The organism is Microbacterium hatanonis, assembly GCF_008017415.1.
GTDB lineage: Bacteria > Actinomycetota > Actinomycetes > Actinomycetales > Microbacteriaceae > Microbacterium > Microbacterium hatanonis.
Genome location: NZ_VRSV01000001.1, coordinates 573,154 through 588,110 on the forward strand (window position 1 = coordinate 573,154; position 14,957 = coordinate 588,110).

Here is a 14,957-nt window from a genome sequence, read left to right on the forward strand (position 1 = left end):
CGGCGGGGTGACGCATCCTCGTCACGATCCGGTGACCCGATCGACACCTCCGAGGGCCAGGATGGGTAGCGTGACGACGTTCCCGCTCATTCCGACCGGGGCACCGCGCCCCGCGCCGGCTCCGCAGAAGAAGAAGATCCGCGGCGGCGACCGGCTGTCGGCGACGCTGATGCTGGTCGGCGTCGCGATCGCCATGGTGTGGGCGAACCTGCCGGGCGAGACCTACCACCAGTTCTGGGACCTGCCGCTGGGCGCCTCGTTCGGCGACGCCTCGTGGACGTTCAGCCTCCACGCCCTCGTCAACGAGGGTTTCATGACGCTGTTCTTCTTCCTCGTCGGTCTGGAGGTCAAACGCGAGCTCACCGTCGGCGAGCTCACCGACCGGTCGCGTGCGGTGGTGCCGATCGCAGCGGCCGTGGCCGGACTCATCCTCCCCGCCGGGATCTTCCTCCTCTTCAACCTCGCCGACGGCGAGTTCGACGCGTGGGGTGTGGTGATCTCCACCGACACCGCCTTCCTCCTCGGTGCCCTCGCGCTCATCGGGCCGAAGTTCTCCTCGCGACTGCGCACGTTCCTGCTCACCCTCGCCGTCGTCGACGACATCGGGGCACTGCTGGTCATCGGGCTCTTCTATAACAGCGGCCTGAACCCCGTGCCCTTCGTGATCGCCCTCGTGCTGATGGTGCTCATCGCCCTCGTGCGGTTCCTGCCGGTCGGGCGCGGCTTCGCCTACGGCGTGCTGGGGGCGGCGCTCTTCGTCGTCGTGTACCTCGCCGGCGTGCACCCCACGCTCGCCGGGGTCGCGGTGGCGCTGCTCATCCCCGTCTTCCCACCGCGGCGCAACGACGTCGAGCGGTCGGTCGAACTCACCCAGGCGTTCCGCGAATCGCCCAACCCCGCCTACGCGGCGGCGGTCACGCGCAGCCTCCGCGAATCGATCTCGATCAACGAACGCATCGACACGGGCCTGCGCCCCTACGTCTCCTTCGGCATCCTGCCCGTCTTCGCCCTCGCCAACGCCGGCGTGCACATCGACGGCGACACCCTCCGCGACGCGCTCGTCTCGCCCGTCGCGTGGGGCATCGTCGCCGGTCTCGTGCTCGGAAAGTTCATCGGCATCACCGTCGCCACCTGGCTGGTGGGCGTCGTCGGCCGCGGCCAGCTCGCGCCCGGCCTCAGCCTCCACCGCGTCGCCGGTGGCGCCGCGCTCTCGGGGATCGGCTTCACGATCTCGCTCTTCCTCGTGCCGATCGCCATCAGCGATCCGCACACGCAGGACCTCGCGCGCGTCGCCGTGCTCGCCGCATCCGTCATCGCGTTCTTCCTGGGGTGGGCGATCCTCACGGTCGGCGACCGGATCAGCCCGCCGCACCCGGTCGGCTTCAAGCTCGCGCGCCCGGTCGACCCGCAACGCGACCACATCAAGGGCTCGATGGACGCCCCGTACGAGATCGTCGAGTACGGCGATTTCGAGTGCCCGTTCTGCAGTCGTGCGACCGGATCGGTGGATGCGGTGCGCGAGCGCTTCGGCGACGACATCCGCTGGGTGTGGCGCCACCTCCCGCTCGACCAGCCGCATCCGCACGCGCAGGAGGCGGCCCAGGCCGCGGAGGCCGCGGCGATGCAGGGGCGCTTCTTCGAGATGGCGGGCAAGCTCTTCGCGCACCAGAAGAACCTCGAGCGCGACGACCTGTTCCGCTACGCGGAGATGCTCGGGCTCGACCCCGACCGCTTCGCCGACGACTTCGTCTCGCCGAAGGTCGCCCACCACATCCAGGACGACCGGCTCGACGCCGAGATCATGGATCTCAACACGACGCCGACGTTCTTCCTCAACGGCCGGCGGCACGTGGGTCCCTACGACTCGGCGAGCCTGATCCGCGGGCTGGAGAACAGCGCGCCGATGGCCGCGAAGACCCCCGCCATCTGAGAGTCCACGACACCCGGATGCTGCGGCACGCCCGCCCGGGTGTCTTGGACTCTCAGCGGGTGGGGCGGGGCGCGTCGGCGAGCAGCGAGGTCGCCAGCATCGTCGACCCGGCCACGGCGGCGGGCATGACGGCCACCGCCCCGAGCGGCACGAGGAAGCAGAGCTGGGTGGCGACGCCGAACCCGAGCGCCTGGCCGCGCCGCGAGCGGAGCAGGCGGCGGCGCTGCGCGCGGTCGACACCGCGAGCGGTGAGCGCGCGCGAGGTGAGCTCGTCGGTCAGCAGCCAGCCGGTGAGCACGACGCCGAGCACCGCGCCCGCCGCGCCGCCGACGACGGGCACGAGGCCGAGGAGCGCGGTCAGCAGCGCCACGCCGATGCCGCGTGCGATGAGCGACACGGTGTCTCCGAGGGCGCGCGCGAAGCCGTAGCGCACGTCGGGCACCTCGCCGAGCTCCTCCTCGACCGACCGCCAGATGCGGTCGTAGAAGGGCTCGCCGATCAGCAGCGTCAGGGCGGTGAACGACACGACGGCGATCACCAGCGCGGCACCGAGGGTCGCCGCCCCCGCGGCGAAGCGGACGACGGCGACCCAGATCTCGGGCCATCCGTCGGCGAAGGGGGTGACGGCGGTCGCGATGTCGGGGAGGAAGACGGCGAGGGTGATCACGCCCGCCAGCAGGACGAGACCCACGATGAGGGCGGGGACGAGTCCGGCGGCCATCACTCCCGGACGATGCCGCCACCAGCCGAATCCGCGCGCGAGCATGCGCACGCCCGCGCCGAACTGCTTCATGTCGCCAGCCTAGGGCGCCCGATACCGGCGCTCGGATGCGGAGGACTCAGGCGTGGGCGGACTGCGCGGCGTAATCGGGGAGCTCTTGCAGCGCCCAGGAATTGCCGTCGGGGTCGCGGAAGGTGACGAACCGGCCCCACGCCAGCTCGTCGACACCCTCGGCCTCGACGCCCACCGACCGCAGGTGCGCGAGCGCTTCGTCGGCATCGGCCACCACGATCTGGATCACGTCGAGGGTGCCGGGCTCGACTTTCGAGCCCAGCCCGGTGCCGATGGCGATGGAGCACGCCGACCCCGGCGGGGTGAGCTGCACGAAGCGCAGGTCGTCATCGACCTGCTGATCGTGGTCTGCGACGAATCCGATGCGGACGTAGAACTCCTTCGCCCGGTCGACGTCGGTGACGGGGACGAAGATGAGCTCGATCTTCCACTCCATGACGGTGCGCCTTCCTCTCGATGCGCTCAGCGTACGAGGGGGTGCGGACATGATCCAGAGGGCGGGGCGAGGCCGTCCTGCGACGTCAGCGGTCGTAGGCGGAGGCGCTGCGCACCGAGGCCATCACGGTGAACTTGCTGTTGCGGGCGACCTGCCGCGTGGGCCCGACGACCCGCTCGAGGGTCGGGCGGTAGAGGAGGGCGGAGTTCCACACCGTCCACAGCTCTCCGCCCGGGCGGAGCACGCGGGCGGCGTCGGCGAAGAGCCGCGCGGCGACCCCCTCGTAGACGGCCGCGCCTACGTGGAAGGGCGGGTTCAGGGCGATGAACGACACGCTCGCGTCGTCGAGCAGCGAGAGCAGGTCATCGCGTTCGACGCGCACGAGCTCGCTCACCCCGTTCGCCGCGGCGGTCGCGCGGGCCGACGCGACAGCGGCGGCCGACTGGTCGGAGGCGTAGGCGTGCAGACCCTGTCGGGCGAACGTCGCGGCGACGACGCCCGTGCCGCACGCCATGTCGACCACCGGGTCGTCGGCCGTGCCCCCGCCCGCCACCCGACCGGAGAGGTTGTCGAGCAGGAACCGCGTGCCGATGTCGACGGAGGTGCCCGCGAACACCCCGCCGTAGGCGCACACGACGAGCCCGTCGTGGGTGGCGCGCCGGGGTTCGGGATCGTGCCCTTGCTTCGGACCGCGCGCGACGAGCACGCGGGACTTCTGGCGGGCGTGGGTGACGTCGACCGTGTCGAAGTGGCGACGCAGCACGTCGTTCATCGCCACGGTCATGTGCTTGATGCGGCCACCCGCGAAGACCGTGACACCGCGGGAGGCGTGGCGCGCGATCAGCGCGGCGACGTCGTCGAGCTCGTCTAGCGACCTCGGCAGCCGAAGCAGCACGACCTCGGCGTCGCGCACGAGGTCGGCGTCGAACGGCAGCGACGAGAAGGCGTCGTCGTCGACCGAGAGCCGCTCGGCGTTCGCGGCGAGGGCGCGTTCACCGGTGAGCGGGTCCTGGTGGACGCGGATGCCGCGCGCCCCCTCGGCGGCGGAGGCGAGCGTGAGGGCGCCGTAGGTGTCGCCGATGACGACGAGCGAGCCCTCGTCGAGGGCCGTCCGCGCGCCGGTCGACTCGTCGAGGAGGAGGCGGTCGGCAGCATCCGCCGCGACGAGCTCGGGCGCCTCGACGTCGGGCCAGCGGCGGAGGGTGTCGAAGGGGAAGGTCATCCTCGCCACGGTAGTCGGCCCGCCGGCGGATGACGCATCGTGCGGGGCCGGGAATAGCCTGAGCGCGGATCCGTTGAACTTGATACGCACGCGCTCAACTACGTAATATCAAGTTGAGTCGCACAGGCTCACCTTCATCCAGGAGACATCAGGGACATGCCCGAAGACTTCACTTCCCCCCACGGCGACGGCGCGAGCTCGTTCGACGAGTTCCTCGCCCGCTACCTCGCCGGCGAGCAGGCGCGCGCGGAGCGGTCGATCGACCTCAGCCGTTTCCTCAGCTCCCGCACGCAGGAGGCGCTGCAGCGCGCCGGCCGGTTCGCGCTCGAGCGCGGTCAGCGCGAGCTCGACGCCCTGCACGTTCTGCGCATCCTCGTCGACCAGTCGCCGGCGAACGAGGCCGTCCAGCGCATCGGCGCCGACCCCCGCGCCATCGCTCGCGCCACCGAAGGACGGCTGCCCGCAGCATCCGCTCCCGCCGACGTCGACGGCGCGGTCGTCACCACCTCGGTGCAGCGCGCGCTCTTCCTCGCCTACCAGGTCGCCCGCAGCGCGGGTTCGACCTACGTCGACCCCGAGCACCTCTTCTTCGCGCTCGTGCTGGCGCAGGACGCGCCCGCCGGTCAGATCCTCGCCCAGGCGGGCGTCACCGCCGAAGCGCTGACGCAGGCCGTGCGCGAGACCGTGACCCCGGGCGCCGCCCGCACCGACGCCTCCGACACCGAGGCGTCGTCGGAGACCCCGATGCTCGACCGCTTCGGCACCGACCTCACGGCGCGCGCCGAGGCGGGCGACCTCGACCCCGTGATCGGACGCAGCGACGAGATCGAGCAGACGATCGAGATCCTCAGCCGACGCACCAAGAACAACCCGGTGCTCGTCGGCGAGGCGGGTGTCGGCAAGACGGCGATCGTCGAAGGACTCGCGTCGGCGATCGTCGCCGGCTCCGTGCCCGAGCAGTTGCGCGGCAAGCGCGTCATCGCGCTCGATCTTCCGGCGATGCTCGCCGGAACCCGCTACCGCGGCGACTTCGAAGAGCGCCTCACGCAGACCATGGACGAGGTCTCCGCACGCAAGGGCGAACTCATCCTCTTCATCGACGAGGTGCACACCGTCGTCGGTGCCGGCGGCGGGGGAGAGGGCGCGATGGACGCCGGCAACATCCTCAAGCCGCGCCTGGCGCGTGGCGACCTGCACCTCGTCGGCGCCACGACCCTCCGCGAGTACCGCACCATCGAGAAAGACCCGGCGCTGGAGCGCCGGTTCCAGCCCGTGCGTGTGGGCGAGCCTTCCATCGAAGACGCCGTGCTGATCCTCCGGGGTCTGCGCGCGGCCTACGAGGAGCACCACGGTGTGAGCTTCACCGACGACGCACTGCGCGCTGCGGTCGAGCTTTCCGACCGCTACGTGAGCGACCGCGTGCTGCCCGACAAGGCGATCGACCTGATCGATCAGGCGGGAGCCCGCCTGCGCCTCCGACTCGGCGTGAAGGTCGACGTGTCGGCCCTCGTCGCCCAGCTCGCGACCCTCGAGGCCGACAAGAACGCCGCCGTCTCGGCCGAGCACTACGAGGAGGCCTCCCGCATCCGCGATGAGATCTCGTCGGTGCAGGCCAAGCTGGATGCGGCGACCTCCGCGGGTGCGTCGGCGACGGCGTCGTCGGCCATCGTCGGCGAGCCCGAGATCGCCGCGGTCATCAGCCGCGCCACGGGGATCCCCGTGAACCGTCTCACCGAGACCGAGCGCGGGCGCCTCGCGACCCTCGAGAACGAACTGCACGGGCGCGTGATCGGGCAGGACGCTGCCGTGACCTCGGTCGCGACGGCCGTGCGCCGCAACCGCACCGGCATGGGGGACGCGAACCGGCCCGTCGGCTCGTTCCTCTTCCTCGGCCCGACCGGCGTCGGCAAGACCGAGCTCGCCAAAGCGCTCGCCGCCTCGCTGTTCGACGACGAGGGCGCGGTCATCCGCTTCGACATGAGCGAGTTCGGCGAGCGGCACACCGTGTCGCGTCTCGTCGGGGCCCCTCCGGGATACGTCGGATACGACGAGGCGGGCCAGCTCACCGAGCGCGTGCGGCGCAACCCGTACTCGATCGTGCTGTTCGACGAGATCGAGAAGGCGCACCCCGACGTGTTCAACCTGCTCCTGCAGGTGCTCGACGACGGTCGGCTCACCGACGGACAGGGCCGCACCGTCGACTTCCGCAACACCGTGGTGATCATGACGTCGAACATCGGCAGCGAGTTCCTCGCGTCGCGTGCGGGGGCCATCGGCTTCATCGCCGACGGAGGAGGAGCCACCGGGTTCGGATCCGAGAAGGATCTGCGCGACCGGGTGATGGGGCGTCTGCGCGAAGCCATGCGGCCGGAGTTCCTCAACCGCATCGACGACATCGTGCTGTTCCGCAAGCTCGACCGCGAGCAGCTGCGCGAGATCGTGCGGCTCATGCTCGGCACGACCGAGAAGCGCCTCGCCCGCCGCGAGGTGTCGATCGAGATCACCGAGACCGCGATCGACTGGCTCGCCGAGCACGGGTACGAGCCCGAGTACGGCGCGCGGCCCCTGCGTCGCCTCATCCAGCGCGAGATCGACGACCGCGTCGCCGACCTGTTCGTCACGGGCGCGCTCGTCGACGGCGGAGCGGTGACGGTGGATGCCGCTGACGGCGTCCTCACGGTGCGCCCCGCCGCCCTCGTGGCCCAGGCCGCCTGACCCCGGCCGACCGCCCCCTGACCGCGAGACGTCATCCCAGGCACGAGACTGCAGCCCAGAGCCGCAGTCTCGTCGCCAGGATGACGTCTCGCGGTCTGTGGCGGGGGCTGACAGAGTGGGAGGCATGACCGCACGCGTATCGATCGGGGTTGCCGGCACGCTCGGGCCGGAGGCCGTCGCACGTCTCGCGCCGGCGGTCGAGGCCGCCGGCTTCGCGGCGCTGTGGGTGAACGACACCCCCGACGGCGACGCGCTCGCCGCCCTCGCCGCCGCCGCCGAGGTCACCGACCGCCTGATCCTCGCGACGGGCGTCATCCCCGTCGACCGACGCTCGGCCGACACGATCGCCCGCGAGGTGCTCACCTCGGGGATCCCGCAGGAGCGGCTCGTGCTCGGCATCGGCTCGGGCGTCTCCCCGAAGGGTGCGCTGGCACGCGTCGGCGACGCCGTCGACGCGCTGCGATCAGAGCTCGACGCCCGCGTGGTGGTCGGGGCGCTCGGGCCGAAGATGCGGATGCTGGGAGCCGAACGCGCCGACGGAGTCCTGCTGAACTGGGTTCCCGCCCTTGCGGCGGCCGCCCAGTCCGCAGAGCTCCACGCGGCATCCGCCGACACCCGCGTGTGCGTCTACGTGCGCACCGCGATCGACCCCGCAGCATCCGCCCGGCTCGCGGCCGAGACCGCCCGGTACGCCTCGTATCCGAACTACGCGGCGAACTTCGCTCGGCTGGGGGTCGACGCGACGGAGACGACCTTCCGAAACGAGGCGGAACTGCGCGAAGGCCTTCCTGCGTACCGGGCCGCGGTCGACGAGGTCGTGCTGCGCGCGATCACCGCCGACGACGGGGTCGATGCGCTGCTCGACTTCGTCGCCCGCACCGCCCCCTGACGCGGGCCCGCCGACTAGGCTCGCCCCCATGCAGCAGCGCACCCTCGGACGCACCGGCTTCTCCGTCTCGCCCATCGGCCTCGGCACCTGGCAGCTCGGTGCCGACTGGGGTGACGTCGACGAGGCCAGCGCCTTCGACGTGCTCGGCGCCTCGGTCGAGGCCGGAGTGACGTTCTTCGACACGGCCGACGTCTACGGCGACGGACGCAGCGAGCAGTTCATCGGGCGCTTCCTCGCGCAGCGTCCCGATCACGGCATCACCGTCGCGACCAAGATGGGCCGGCGCGGCCCGCAGGAGCCGGCCGAGTTCACCCTCGACCACTTCCGTGCGTGGACCGACCGCTCGCGCGAGAACCTGGGCGTCGACACGCTCGACCTCGTGCAGCTGCACTGCCCGCCGACGCCGGTGTTCTCGAGCGACGCGGTCTACGACGCTCTCGACACCCTCGTCGCCGAGAAGCGGATCGCCCACTACGGCGTGAGCGTCGAGACCTGCGACGAGGCGCTCGCCGCCATCGCGCGCCCGGGCACGGCGACCGTCCAGATCATCGTCAACGCGTTCCGGCTCAAGCCGCTCGACGAGGTGCTCCCGGCGGCGGCCGAGGCCGGCGTCGGCATCATCGTGCGCGTGCCGCTCGCCTCGGGCCTGCTCAGCGGCAAATACACCGAGAACACCACGTTCGCCGCATCCGACCACCGCACCTACAACCGCGACGGCAGCGCGTTCGACGTGGGCGAGACCTTCGCGGGCGTCGACTTCGAGACCGGCGTGCGGGCCGCGCGCGAGTTCGCCGCACTCGTGCCCGAGGGAGTCGCCCCCGCCGCCGCCGCGCTCTCGTGGGTCGCGAACCTGCCCGGCGTGACGACCGTCATCCCCGGCGCGCGCAACCGTTCGCAGGCGGAGGGGAACGCCGCGGCGGCGGCGGTGACGCTGCCCGGCGACTTCGACGCGGGCGTGCACGAGATCTACGACCGCTACTTCCGCGAGGCCGTGCACCCGCGCTGGTGACACCCGTCGCTGGCAGACTGGAAGCATGAGCGAATCCGCCGGTCGTCGACGACTCCGCACGACCGGGCGGTGGTCGCTGGCAGCTCTCCTGCTGGGCGCCGGCCTGTCGCATCTGACCTGGGGGCGTCGCGGCTACCGCATCGTCGTGCCCGAGTGGGCGGTGCGGATGCTGCGTCTCGACAAAGACGCGATCGTGGTCGCGTCGGGCGTGGTCGAGGGGCTGCTCGGGGCGGCGCTTCTCGTGCTGCCGCGAGACCGGTCGCGCATCGGCGGGCTGATCGCGGCGTTCTTCGTCGCGGTCTTCCCCGGGAACGTGCACCACTGGCGCAGCGGGCGGCCGGTGCCCGGCATGCGCACCGATCGCGCCCGGTTCGCCCGGCTCTTCCTGCAGCCGGTGCTCGTCGCGTGGGCGATCTGGGCCACCCGATCTGACGGTGGCAGCCGATGACGCGCCGCGCGGTCGTCGCCGGCGGGAGCGGGTTCGTCGGCACCGCAGTCATCGCGTCCCTGCGCGACGAGGGGTATCTCGTCACGCAGATCGGCCGGCGCGGGCCCGACGCCTCGTGGGGCGACGCCGACGGCATCCGTCGCACGATCGACGGGGCCGACCTGCTCGTGAACCTCGCCGGCAAGAGGGTGGACTGCCGGTACACCGACGCGAACCGCGACGAGATCCTGCGCTCGCGCGTGGAGACGACGCGGGAGCTCCGCGAGGCGGTCGCAGCGGTCGAGGCGCCCCCGGCCGTCTGGCTGAACGCGAGCACCGCGACGATCTACCGGTACGCCCTCGATCGCCCGCAGTCCGAGGACGGCGGCGATCTCGGGTCGGGCTTCTCCGTTGACGTGGCCCGGGCATGGGAGCATGAGCTCTTCGCCGACGACCTCCCCGCCACCCGCCGCGTCGCGCTGCGCATGGCGATCGTGTTCGGCGACGGCCCGGCGACGGCGATGCTCCTGCGGCTCGCCCGCCTCGGGCTCGGCGGGCCGCAGTACGACGGCCCGTGGTTCCCGCACCGCCGCTACCGCGGCATCGGCGAGCATCCGACCGGCGACGACCGAGCGCCGTGGCACCGGTCGAGGGGTCGTCAGCGCTTCAGCTGGATCCACCTCGACGACGTGGTCGGCTCGATGCGGTTCGTTCGGGAGACGCCGTCGCTGTCGGGGCCGATCAACCTGTCGTCGCCGAATCCGACCGACAACCGCAGTCTGATGGCAGCGCTGCGGCGGGCGGTGGGCGCCCCGGTCGGACTCCCGGCGGCCCGGTTCATGCTGGAGCCGGCGCTGTGGGCGCTCGGCGCCGAATCGGAGCTGCTGCTGAAGAGCCGCTGGGTGGTGCCCGATCGGCTTCTGGAGGCCGGCTACTCCTTCCGCTATCCCGAACTGGAGCCCGCGCTCCGGGACGTGGCACGGCGCTAGGCGCGGCGGCTCCGCATCGCCTTCGTATGGGTGGTGGCGGTGTCGGCCGCCAGTCGTGCGTACTCGGCGGACTCGCGGGCGACGAGTGCCACTCGCCCGTCCGCGTCGGAGTGCACTCCCCACCCGTACCGCTTGCCGAGGGGCGACGAGCGCATGCAGGGCTGCCCCTTCGAGAAGAACAGCGTGCGGGCGTCGGGCCAATCGGCCTCGGGGATCCCCGCGCGTCGCGCATGGGTGGCGAAGACGACGTCGTCGGAGGTCAGGGAGTACGGATGCTGCGAGATGAGCTCGTAGTGCAGCTGCGCGATCGTCGGCTGCTCCCTGGCGGGCGGCTCGACCGCGTGATCGACCGGCGAGTCGTCGGCGAGCTCGATGAAGGTGTCGACGTAGTTCGTGGTGTGCACGTTCGCTTCTCCTTTCGCGCCGAGGCTACTCCGCGCGCCCGACACCGGTGTCGGAGGTCGGTGCGATGATTCGAGGATGCTGCTCGCCGACCTCGTCACGACCCTCGACGCGGTCAGCGCAACGCGCTCGCGTCTCGCCAAGACCCAGGCTCTCGCCGATCTCCTCGCCGTCGCGCGCCCCGAGGAGATCGAGGCGCTGGTGGGTCTCGCGACCGCATCGCTCCGGCAGGGGCGGCTCGGTGTGGGCTGGCGATCGCTCGAGGCGCTCGAGGTGTCGCACGCCGACGGGTCCACGCTGACGATCGGCGAGGTCGACGAGACGTTCACCGCACTCGCGGCCGTCGGCGGGGCAGGATCCGCGGCCGAGCGCACCTCGATGCTGCGCGGGCTCGCCGCGCGCGCGACCGCGGCCGAATGGGACTACCTCACGCACGCGATGCTCGGCGAATTGCGCACCGGTGCCCTCGAGGGCCTCCTGCTCGACGCGATCGCCCGTGCCGCCGATCGCGACCCCGCCGTCGTGCGGCGGGCGGCGATGCTCTCGGGCGACACCGGAATGACCGCGCGCATCGCGCTCACCGAGCCCGCCGGGGCGCTCTCCGAGATCGGACTCGTCGTGGGCACCCCCGTGATGCCGATGCTCGCGGCGACCGCCGCCACCGTGCGCGACGCGCTCGCAGAGTTCGGCACGGCCTCCGTCGAGTACAAGCTCGACGGCGCCCGTATCCAGGTGCACCGCCGGGGCGACGAGGTGCACGTCTACACGCGCTCGCTCGCCGAGGTGACTCACCGCGTGCCCGAGATCGTCGAGGTCGTGCGAGCTCTCCCGGCCGATGACGTCATCCTCGACGGCGAGACGCTGGCGCTCGACGAGAGCGGTGCGCCGCGGCCCTTCCAAGACACGATGGCCCGCTTCGGCGCCGACGTGGCGCGCGAGGTCGTCCTGCGACCGCGCTTCTTCGACATCCTCCACCTCGACGGTCGCGATCTGCTCGACGAGCCCCAGTCCGTCCGCGCGTCCGAGCTCGCCCGCATCGTCGGCGAGCTGCGCGTGCCGGCGCTCGTCACCGACGACGCCGACGCCGCCGACGACTTCGCGCGCGGCGCGCTCGACGCCGGGCACGAGGGCGTCATGGTGAAGGCGGTCGATGCGCCCTACATGGCCGGACGCCGCGGTAAGACCTGGCTGAAGGTGAAGCCCGTGCACACGTTCGACCTGGTCGTGCTGGGCGTCGAGCGCGGTTCCGGACGCCGTTCGGGCTGGCTGTCCAACCTGCACCTCGGCGCCTACGACCCCGACGGCGAATTCGGCCAGCCCGGCGGATTCGTCATGGTCGGCAAGACCTTCAAGGGTCTGACCGACGAACTCCTCCGCTGGCAGACCGAGTACTTCCCGACGATCGCGACCGCCGAGACGGCCTACGCGCTGACGCTGGCACCGTCGACCGTCGTCGAGATCGCGATCGACGGCGTGCAGCGGTCGACGAGGTATCCGGGCGGTGTGGCCCTGCGCTTCGCCCGGGTGAAGGCCTACCGGCCCGACAAGCGAGCGCCCGAGGCCGACACCATCCAGACGCTGCGCCGGATGCTCCGCGACTGACGGCCACGCGCAGCGGGGCTCGTGTCAGGATGGCGTGATGACGCGCGCACAGGCCCCCGATGGCGAACTCGAGTTCCGGAGCTTCGGCGCAGCGGGCGCGGCCCGCACGGTGCTCGTCCTACGGGTGGGCGCGGTCGCGCTGCTCGACCCCGACCCGTCGGCGACGCTCGATCACGACGTGAGACTGATGGCCGTGCAGCTGGACGAGGTCGAGCTCGACGACCCTCCCACCTACGGCGGGGAGACCCCGGCGGCCTCCACGGCCGCCGCGCTGGCGGATCTCGTGCGTCGCGAGGTGCCGGGCGCGGTGATCGGTCTCGTCGCCGAGCGCGACGCCGTGCCGCTCGGAGTGGCCCTCGCCGCCTCGGCGGGCACCCTCGTCGATCGACTGGCCCTCGTCGACGTCCGCGTGCCCGAGAGCGCTCTCGTGGGCGATCTGCTCGCCGAGGAGTCGGCGGCCGTCGCCGCGCCCTCGATCGTCGTCTCTGCAGCACAGGACGAGGCGTCCGCGCGCTGGTACGCCGACAGGCTCCGCGAGAGCGAGGTGCGCGTGGTCGAATCCGGTGACAACGGGGTGAGCCTCACGCACGTCTGGGACGTCGTGCTCGGCCACGTCGCCCCGCAGCCCGCCGAGGAGCATGCCTCGGGCGTCGGCGCCTGAGGCGTGCTCAGGCGGGTCGCACCACCGAGCGCACGACGACCACGTTCGACGCCTCGTCGACCTCGACGACCTCGGGGTGGGCCTTCACGAAGTCGGAGAAGCTGCGGAACCCGAGCCCCTTCTCGCTGAACGACGGGTCGAGGCGCTTCATCAGGTCTTTGAGCGCCGAGGCGTGGAGCCACTCCTCGTCGGCGCGTTCATTCTCCAGCTGCAGCGCCCGCTCCAGCAGGTTCACCGACGGGTCGGTCGATCGTTTGCGAGCCCGACTGCGGGCGGGCGCAGCATCCTTCTTCGAGGGCGTCTCCCGCACGACCCCCGGGAGGGAGTCGTAGGCGTCGAACCGGTCGCACGCCGAGGCGAGCGCCTTCGCGGTCGACCCGGCGACGCCCACGCCCACGACGTAGCGGCCGAGGCGCTTGCACCGCTGGGCCAGCGGCACGTAGTCGGAATCCCCGGCGACGATGACCACGTGCGTGAGGTCGGGCAGGCGGAACATGTCTTCGACGGTATCCACGGCGAGACGTATGTCGGCGCCGTTCTTCGCGTAGGCGGCGGCGGGGAACAGCTGCACCAGATCGATCGATCGAGCGACGAGCTGAGCACGGTATTCCGCGTTCACGGGCGACGACCAGTCGGCATATGCCCTCGTGAGCACGAGAGTGCCGAAGGACGCCGCGTAGTCGATGATCGCTCCGACGTCGATCGTCGCCGCAGCCAGGCGCTCGGCGACCTCGGGGGAGACGGGGTTCTCCGCGATCCGCTGGCGGTCGCGAGAATACGCGTTACGACCGTGGACACGGTCGTACCACGACATCACGATGTTGTCGAAGTCCAGATAGACGGCGACACGGGCGGTCTGCGTTTCGGGCATTGCTCCAGTCTGCTCCCGTCAGCCCTCGTCGGGGTACCGCAGTCCGATCTGCGCGCGCACGGCGTCGAGCGTGCCCATGATCGCGACCGTCTCGTCGATCGGCAGCACGTCGCCGACGACATTCCCCTCGGCGACGAGCTTCTCGGCGTGCAGCGCTTGGTACTGCATCCCGCGACCCTCGATCTCGGCGCGGAACTCCTCGATGACCTCACCGTCGGGGCGGGTCACACGGAACGAGGTCGGGGTGTACCAGACCCGGTCGATGTCGATGCGTGCCTCGGTGCCGACGATGTGCGCGGTGTTCGGGCCGGCGCCCCGCGACGACGACACCGTCGTGGAGAGCGCGCCGTCCTGATGCCGGAAGATCGTGGCGATCTCCGCGTCGGTGCCGGCGTCCGAGATCCGCGCCTGCGCCGTGATCTCGGACGGTTCGCCCAGGACGTCCCAGGCGAACGACACCGGATAGATCCCGAGGTCGAGCAGGGCGCCCCCTCCGAGGTCGATCGCGTTCAGCCGGTGCGTCGGGTCGTCGCTGATCTTCTGCGTGTGGTCGGCGAAGAGCGTCCGCACCTCGCCGAGAACCCCGGATGCGACGAGCTCGCGGATCCGGATCATGTGCGGCAGGTAGCGGGTCCACATCGCCTCCATGGCGAGGAGCCCGCGCTCCGCCGCGCGATCGCGCACCGCGGCCGCCTCCGTCGCGTTGAGGGTGAAGGGCTTCTCGACCAGCACGTGCTTGCCGTGGTCGAGGGCGAGGAGGGCGTTCTCGGCGTGGAACGGATGCGGCGTCGCGACGTACACGATGTCGACCTCGGGGTCGGCGACCAGGTCCTCGTACGAGCCGTATGCGCGGGGTATGCCGAACTCGGCGGCGAACTGCTCGGCCGCCTCGATCCGGCGTGAGCCGACGGCCGAGACCGTGCGCCCCGCCGTCTTCAGGTCGCTCGTGAATGCGTGGGCGATCCCGCCCGTGGCGAGGATGCCCCATCGAAGTCCGTCCATGGCTCCGAG

The 14,957-nt window shown here is 71.6% G+C and carries 14 protein-coding genes; 8 read left to right on the top strand and 6 right to left on the bottom strand.

Going from position 1 to position 14,957, the window contains the following annotated elements; all coding sequences use genetic code 11:
- Positions 1-70: 70 nt before the first annotated feature.
- Positions 71-1,930: a Na+/H+ antiporter NhaA gene (nhaA, locus tag FVP77_RS02730; protein ID WP_246133948.1), complete on the top strand. Its 1,860-nt coding sequence runs from the start codon at positions 71-73 to the stop codon at positions 1,928-1,930.
- A 52-nt stretch (positions 1,931-1,982) separates the two neighbouring features.
- On the opposite strand, the gene FVP77_RS02735 is transcribed toward nhaA, so the two are convergent.
- The 3 genes from FVP77_RS02735 to FVP77_RS02745 all read right to left on the bottom strand — a co-directional run bounded on the left by FVP77_RS02735 (position 1,983) and on the right by FVP77_RS02745 (position 4,381).
- Complete coding sequence (locus tag FVP77_RS02735; RefSeq protein ID WP_246133949.1) at positions 1,983-2,723, bottom strand: EI24 domain-containing protein; 741 nt, start codon at positions 2,721-2,723, stop codon at positions 1,983-1,985.
- A 46-nt stretch (positions 2,724-2,769) separates the two neighbouring features.
- Positions 2,770-3,159, bottom strand: coding sequence for a VOC family protein (locus FVP77_RS02740; RefSeq protein WP_147893141.1), 390 nt, complete (start codon positions 3,157-3,159; stop codon positions 2,770-2,772).
- A gap of 85 nt (positions 3,160-3,244) precedes the next feature.
- The gene (locus FVP77_RS02745; protein WP_147893142.1) at positions 3,245-4,381 is read right to left on the bottom strand and encodes a class I SAM-dependent methyltransferase; all 1,137 of its coding nucleotides are present in this window, start codon (positions 4,379-4,381) and stop codon (positions 3,245-3,247) included.
- Between the two features lie 156 nt (positions 4,382-4,537).
- Between FVP77_RS02745 and FVP77_RS02750 the strand changes: the two genes are divergently transcribed.
- From FVP77_RS02750 to FVP77_RS02770, 5 genes are all read left to right on the top strand, one after another.
- Positions 4,538-7,096, top strand: a complete 2,559-nt coding sequence (locus FVP77_RS02750; RefSeq protein ID WP_147893143.1) for an ATP-dependent Clp protease ATP-binding subunit — start codon at positions 4,538-4,540, stop codon at positions 7,094-7,096.
- Between the two features lie 124 nt (positions 7,097-7,220).
- A complete protein-coding gene (locus FVP77_RS02755; RefSeq protein ID WP_147893144.1) occupies positions 7,221-7,985 on the top strand; it encodes an LLM class flavin-dependent oxidoreductase in 765 nt (254 codons plus the stop codon).
- A gap of 28 nt (positions 7,986-8,013) precedes the next feature.
- A complete protein-coding gene (locus tag FVP77_RS02760) occupies positions 8,014-8,994 on the top strand; it encodes an aldo/keto reductase (protein WP_147893145.1) in 981 nt (326 codons plus the stop codon).
- Between the two features lie 25 nt (positions 8,995-9,019).
- Positions 9,020-9,442, top strand: a complete 423-nt coding sequence (locus FVP77_RS02765; protein WP_147893146.1) for a DoxX family protein — start codon at positions 9,020-9,022, stop codon at positions 9,440-9,442.
- Positions 9,439-10,410, top strand: coding sequence for an epimerase (locus FVP77_RS02770; RefSeq protein ID WP_147893147.1), 972 nt, complete (start codon positions 9,439-9,441; stop codon positions 10,408-10,410). The genes FVP77_RS02765 and FVP77_RS02770 overlap by 4 nt, the downstream gene beginning before the upstream one ends.
- Here FVP77_RS02770 and FVP77_RS02775 read toward each other — a convergent pair.
- Complete coding sequence (locus FVP77_RS02775; RefSeq protein WP_147893148.1) at positions 10,407-10,814, bottom strand: DUF6157 family protein; 408 nt, start codon at positions 10,812-10,814, stop codon at positions 10,407-10,409. The two genes, FVP77_RS02770 and FVP77_RS02775, sit on opposite strands and share 4 nt — an antisense overlap.
- Before the next feature lie 76 nt (positions 10,815-10,890).
- Between FVP77_RS02775 and FVP77_RS02780 the strand changes: the two genes are divergently transcribed.
- Together FVP77_RS02780 and FVP77_RS02785 are read left to right on the top strand one after the other, a co-directional pair.
- Positions 10,891-12,414 (top strand): ATP-dependent DNA ligase, encoded by a 1,524-nt coding sequence (locus tag FVP77_RS02780; protein WP_147893149.1) that lies wholly within the window; start codon positions 10,891-10,893, stop codon positions 12,412-12,414.
- 37 nt (positions 12,415-12,451) lie between these two features.
- Positions 12,452-13,075, top strand: coding sequence for a hypothetical protein (locus FVP77_RS02785; RefSeq protein WP_147893150.1), 624 nt, complete (start codon positions 12,452-12,454; stop codon positions 13,073-13,075).
- A gap of 7 nt (positions 13,076-13,082) precedes the next feature.
- Here FVP77_RS02785 and FVP77_RS02790 read toward each other — a convergent pair whose 3' ends face one another.
- Together FVP77_RS02790 and FVP77_RS02795 are read right to left on the bottom strand one after the other, a co-directional pair.
- Positions 13,083-13,946 (bottom strand): NYN domain-containing protein, encoded by an 864-nt coding sequence (locus FVP77_RS02790; protein ID WP_147893151.1) that lies wholly within the window; start codon positions 13,944-13,946, stop codon positions 13,083-13,085.
- 18 nt (positions 13,947-13,964) lie between these two features.
- Complete coding sequence (locus FVP77_RS02795; RefSeq protein WP_147893152.1) at positions 13,965-14,948, bottom strand: Gfo/Idh/MocA family protein; 984 nt, start codon at positions 14,946-14,948, stop codon at positions 13,965-13,967.
- Between the last annotated feature and the right edge of the window lie 9 nt (positions 14,949-14,957).

Bases quoted from the DNA above. Each gene is read 5' to 3' on its own strand.
- FVP77_RS02760 (WP_147893145.1), top strand. From the start codon at position 8,014: ATGCAGCAGCGCACCCTCGGACGCACCGGCTTCTCCGTCTCGCCCATC.
- FVP77_RS02735 (WP_246133949.1), bottom strand. From the start codon at position 2,723: ATGAAGCAGTTCGGCGCGGGCGTGCGCATGCTCGCGCGCGGATTCGGC.
- FVP77_RS02745 (WP_147893142.1), bottom strand. From the start codon at position 4,381: ATGACCTTCCCCTTCGACACCCTCCGCCGCTGGCCCGACGTCGAGGCG.
- FVP77_RS02750 (WP_147893143.1), top strand. From the start codon at position 4,538: ATGCCCGAAGACTTCACTTCCCCCCACGGCGACGGCGCGAGCTCGTTC.
- FVP77_RS02795 (WP_147893152.1), bottom strand. From the start codon at position 14,948: ATGGACGGACTTCGATGGGGCATCCTCGCCACGGGCGGGATCGCCCAC.
- FVP77_RS02755 (WP_147893144.1), top strand. From the start codon at position 7,221: ATGACCGCACGCGTATCGATCGGGGTTGCCGGCACGCTCGGGCCGGAG.
- FVP77_RS02780 (WP_147893149.1), top strand. From the start codon at position 10,891: ATGCTGCTCGCCGACCTCGTCACGACCCTCGACGCGGTCAGCGCAACG.
- FVP77_RS02785 (WP_147893150.1), top strand. From the start codon at position 12,452: ATGACGCGCGCACAGGCCCCCGATGGCGAACTCGAGTTCCGGAGCTTC.
- FVP77_RS02740 (WP_147893141.1), bottom strand. From the start codon at position 3,159: ATGGAGTGGAAGATCGAGCTCATCTTCGTCCCCGTCACCGACGTCGAC.
- FVP77_RS02790 (WP_147893151.1), bottom strand. From the start codon at position 13,946: ATGCCCGAAACGCAGACCGCCCGTGTCGCCGTCTATCTGGACTTCGAC.
- FVP77_RS02770 (WP_147893147.1), top strand. From the start codon at position 9,439: ATGACGCGCCGCGCGGTCGTCGCCGGCGGGAGCGGGTTCGTCGGCACC.
- FVP77_RS02765 (WP_147893146.1), top strand. From the start codon at position 9,020: ATGAGCGAATCCGCCGGTCGTCGACGACTCCGCACGACCGGGCGGTGG.